Annotated in this window: 2 protein-coding genes and 1 pseudogene; all 3 read right to left on the bottom strand. The window is 51.6% G+C overall.

Going from position 1 to position 4,698, the window contains the following annotated elements:
- The coding region (locus V6D20_25505) for a SpvB/TcaC N-terminal domain-containing protein (protein ID HEY9819139.1) at nucleotides 1-3,602 on the bottom strand (3,602 nt) is incomplete at its 3' end.
- A gap of 308 nt (nucleotides 3,603-3,910) precedes the next feature.
- Nucleotides 3,911-4,081, bottom strand: a pseudogene (locus V6D20_25500) (IS1 family transposase).
- Between the two features lie 98 nt (nucleotides 4,082-4,179).
- A partial coding sequence (locus V6D20_25495) for a hypothetical protein (GenBank protein ID HEY9819138.1) occupies nucleotides 4,180-4,698 on the bottom strand: 519 nt, incomplete at its 5' end.

Genomic DNA, 4,698 nt, shown 5'->3' with positions numbered 1-4,698 from the left:
ATCCACCACAGCCCTTCTGTTTGCTCGCCTTCTATTTGCTCATAGCGGCCTTCCCGCAGGAGATCGTCATTGACGCGATCGCCATACACTCGCTGGATCAACTCCCGCGTAAACGCCAGCCGGTAGGTCTGGAAAGGCAACGCCAGGGACTCGACTTCACCGAAGGGTAATGGATCCTGATTATTGCTGAGGTACTGGATGCGATCGCGCTCCACCAACCGTTTCTGCACCAGGCCATCCGTAGGTTGAACCTCATAGGCGATCTCGTCAGCATCCTGAATTTCAGCCAGCAGCCCTGCCACCGTAAAGGGTGAATCTTCAGACCTTGGAAGCCCGGTAATTTCATAGGCACGAGCTTCAAAGGGCAGGCCAATTCGGTAAAACGTCAGCTCATCTGGACGATGGATAACATCAACTTCACTATAGGTAATAAACGTCTGGGTTTGTGCTGTACGAACAAAGGGATGATTCGGCAACTGGCTTTCTCGCCGGGGATAAACAACTGATGCCGACTTCAGCACCGTACCGAAGGTATCGACCTCCAGGGTTAGCGAGTGACTGATTCGGGGATCATCCGGGTTGCGATCGTAGGCGTAGTTCAGCGCTTCCCGGGGATGTACAAAGAACACGCCGTATTGTCCATCGTGCCTGGGCTGTAGCCAGCGAACCTCATAGTTGCTTTCCGACACCGTGTAAGGATGTTCGCTCTGCTCAGACTCATCCAGGGCGTACACCTCCTGCCGCAGGACGCTGCCCTTCAATGCCCGACAGACTTCGTGGGCTTCCTGGGGAGTTAGCCGTTGAGGGAGTAGGGTGTTTTCCTCCTGCAACGTCCCTTCTGGGAGCGTCAATCCCCTAGGAAAAACTGTGTCTGCTAACAGAATTGCTTCTGGGTCTTCAGCGTAGTATTCCTCAGCAAAGAGCTGAGAGATGTGGTTGCGATCGCGATAGAAGCCAGTATGGAACCAGGTTTTAGTTAATACTGGGGGCATATGAAAAGCAGCATCCGTGGCGTTGGTGGCACCAGACTCTTGCAAAGCGGAAAACTCTTGAGTATCCGTTTGCCATACACAGCCAAAGCCGTGAAACTCTCGTTCTTTTCCATCAAAATAGCCGTGGCGATAGCGATAGCTGCTGACAAAGCGATTGCCAGAAATATGATCAATTGTTTCTACCCGCTCCACTACATGTACGGGGAAAGGAATCTTAGTGAGCCAGGGAGTTCCGCTCTGCTTATCTTCTAAATAAAACTTGGTCGAGGCGGCATAGTGTAACCGGGTCTCCGCGCCCAGATTATTTTGAATCTGTCTCAGCAAATGGGGCTTCTGACTACCCATCAGGTCAATGTACTGCATCCGCTGATGGGTGCGATCGGGCAAGGGCGACGACCAGACCAGACAAGCGGTGCCGTTCCCCAGCAGGTCCACCACCTGCACCGAAGCCAAATTGTCTACCCTTGGGAAATTGCTGAGGCGATGGGGAGTGCTCCAGCTATTGCCGGACTGGTTAAACCAGAGGCTAACAGTGTCTCGTCCCAAATAAAGAATGTCTGTGGTGCCTGAACCATCGATATCCGCTAACCGAATCCGCTGCTGGTTAAACAGTTCCGGATGGTCAAAGTAGGGAGCTTGCCCCATCGTCACTTTGGCTCCAAACTTGCCATAGCCCAGATTGGGCCAGTAGCAAACCTCCCCATTGCGAATTCGCACAATGTCGTTCAATCCATCCCCCGTCATATCCGACAGGTAAATCGATTGATCCGCATCGGCAAACACCACGGCAGGCCCCTGTTCCTCATTGCGGAGCTTGCGCGTGATGGCAGATTCACCAAAACCCGCTTCTGCTTCAGAGGGATACCAGACAAACACCTCATGCTCAGAAATTAGGATATCGGCGTGTCCGTCGCCATTCAGGTCAATCATTCGCAGATGGGGATCAGCCCAATTCACATTAGGCATGGACTTGAAAGGTTTGAAGGATGTCCAACCCTGGCGATCGCCCCGCTCGTAGAATCCCGGCAATCCCCTGTTGAGAATCACCAAATCCTGTTGCCCATCCCCTGCTAGATCCATCAACCGCTGCTGGTTGCCTTGCAGATTTGACACAGAAGGTCGAGTGGCAACCAATTGCACAGGGGCAAACTGGGTCTTTCCCAAATTGGCTTTGTAGAACCATCCCCCTGCCTGTTCCGTCAGAACGCCAGAAATCCCCTCACCGTCAAGATCGAGCCACTGGTAGCGATCGCCATCCAGTCCGATCGGTAAATTCTCAAGACTCTCAGCATCAAGGGTCTGAATGGCTTCGTTAATTTGGGGGCGATCGTAGGTAAAGGTCAATGGTGGATAAGATCGTCGTCGGTAGGTTGTATCTGTATCTCGCACGCAGCCTGTTTGAGTTGCGGTCACAAGATAAGTTGCAACCGGATCTTTCTCGAATCGAAAATCCGTCGATCGCACCAACGTCCAATCGTCACCCAGTTCGTCAAAGTGGTGAAACATCAAGGCTCGGCGGCAGAGTCGTTGAGTGCGGATCTCAAATCCTGAACGGAATGTGGAAAAGGCGTCGGGGCGATGGGGCCAGGTCTGATCTTCTTCCGGCGTTGGGTTGTCTACCGCAATCCGTTCTTCTACCGTCAACGCTTCCAGAACGATGTCATCTAATCGGGGATCGGTGGTGCCATGCTCCCCATAATCAAATACCACTTGGAACAACCAGTTACCCCGCTCATAGGGATTACGGTTTCCATAGAAAACCCGCTTGAGATACTGGTTGGTATAGCTTTGACTATTGACCAGTCGGTTTTTCTCCTGCACCAGAGCCGGATTAACATTGTCTAGATTCTCTTGCTTGTACTGGTAGAGAATGACATTGCCCTTATCGTCGTAACTCTCACAGAGCAACCATTCAAATATCCTGGACGGTTTGGCTGGATCAACAATGCGGCTCTCCAGAGTTTTTCCGTAAACACTGGTGATGTTGTCTTTAGTGACCGATCGCCAGTGAACATCCCCCGTTGCCCGATGCTGCCATCGTTCAATGCGGGCAAACAAGCCTTCAATACGTGGGCGGTAACGCTGAACAGAATATTCTCCTGTGTGAGGATAGCTAGACAGGACAGAGTCAACGCGATCAGCCGGAATTAAGTTGGGATCAAGAACCTGCTCAGGCACTGAAACTGACAACACATCCCGAACCCAGTCATCTTCTCGTCGGAGCAGAGTTGGAACCAAATCCTCTGCTCCTGACAGTAAAAAAATGTCAGAGTCTTCGGCATCACGATACTGCGGCAACCCTTTTTGGGTTTTGCGAGTTATGGACGGGACGCTTAGATTCCATCCCAATCCAAAAGAACCATTGCCACCTCCAGAGTCATAGCTCAAGGTTAATTGAGGAGAGAAGCCGGAACGTCCCGGAGAAACGGCGATCGGAATACTCAGAGAGCCAGTCCCTGTAACTGGATTGACATCAAATTTTTCGCCAATGCCTTGAATCGCCCCTCCACCTTTGGGTAGAGACACGGCGGATGGGGGAGACACATATCCACTGTCTTGGTCAGCAGACTGCCCTTGGTCTTTTCCAGGACTAGTTGGACGATCAAGCATGGGCTCATACCCTCAAGTTGGGGTAAATATCCAGATGGATAACAGGCACCTCAACCCTAGATGATTAGCGTACGAAAATCTTGCACAATTATGCCCAAAGTGCACATTCTTGCCATAAGTTTTGCAACATTCTAGGTGTTACTCCTGTTGAGCGTTTGAAGTGTCGATTGAGGTGGCTCTGGTGAGAAAATCCGCGCAAGCCCTAGCTAGCTTCACGGTCAACACAAGATCAACGGGTAGTGCATTTTATTAAAGGACAGAGGAAAAATGGACTCTTTCCTGTGTGCTAGCTTCTCTCTGACACGGCGATTGTAGTCATGGATGAATATCCAGATCGCACCGATGTGATTCTCTAGCTTCTTGGAAAAGGACAGTGTCTTCCTCACCAGCCGAGAAATCCGCTGCCTTAAAGTGTTGTTCAGTCTTTCGATGTAGCTCGTCAAGCTGCTATTTTTGTCAACAGCAACGTGCCGCTTGCTCGCAATTACCTTAACCCGAACTGAGGTTAACCAAGGCTACCTCGTCCCCCTGTCGAGAGCGATGATCTTGTTTTGGTTATGATGTGGGCGGTCTAACCTCAGGGCCACTGGGCACATACTCGCTTCATTTCTGTGACGATGCCGCCCATGGCCCCGGCTCCGCCCAGGTGACACACTGCTGGATACAATATGACCAAGTCCTCCATTAGGTCGGATCGTTTGCGGTGGGCGAGAAGGTGGAGGTGGGCTTGCCAGTCAGCATAGGGAAGAGTAGTAAGGGGCAAACGAGGGAGATAGCTGCTGAGGTTCTTGGCGCGGATGGGGATGTGGGTGATTGTGAAGATGGCAGAGTAGATTTGGGAAAGAAAGGCGTCTGGAGCAAATTCGGATAAATCACTCAAGACGCCCGCCCGGTAGTCCTCACCCTGAATCGCCCTGGCAACGTCCAAGGTTTCCGCAATGTAGGCACTATCGACTTGCGCCAAAGCACTCAGAACCCTGGCCCGGTGGTACATACTCTGAATCGCCCGAGCGGCGTCCAGGATTTGAGTAAAGTAGGCACTATCAACTTGCGCTAAGTTAATCAAGACCTCTGCACGCCAGGGTTCATGGTGAAT

The organism is Candidatus Obscuribacterales bacterium, from assembly GCA_036703605.1.
In the GTDB taxonomy this organism is placed as follows: domain Bacteria; phylum Cyanobacteriota; class Cyanobacteriia; order RECH01; family RECH01; genus RECH01.
This window is presented reverse-complemented; position numbering and strand designations above follow the sequence as displayed.